This is a genomic window from Streptomyces corynorhini, from assembly GCF_003346515.1.
In the GTDB taxonomy this organism is placed as follows: Bacteria; Actinomycetota; Actinomycetes; order Streptomycetales; family Streptomycetaceae; genus Streptomyces; species Streptomyces corynorhini.
Genome location: NZ_QQNA01000269.1, coordinates 7,374 through 7,573 on the forward strand (window position 1 = coordinate 7,374; position 200 = coordinate 7,573).

Here is a 200-nt window from a genome sequence, read left to right on the forward strand (position 1 = left end):
CCCGGCGCTCGGTGAGCGCTTCGGCGTCTCGGCCACCCCGGTGCGCGAGGCGATGCAGCAGCTGGCGCTGGAGGGCGCGGTGCGGGCCGTGCCGAACAAGGGCTTCCGGGTCAACGAGCGCGGCCCCCGTGAACTCGCCGAGCTGGCGGAGGTGCGGGCCCTGATCGAGGTGCCGGTGATGCTGCGGCTGGCGCGCGCCG

General features: G+C 76.5%; 1 protein-coding gene. It reads left to right on the plus strand.

What is annotated here, in order from left to right; genetic code table 11:
* On the plus strand, positions 1 to 200 hold a 200-nt coding region (locus DVH02_RS28240), incomplete at both ends, for a GntR family transcriptional regulator (protein ID WP_147286147.1).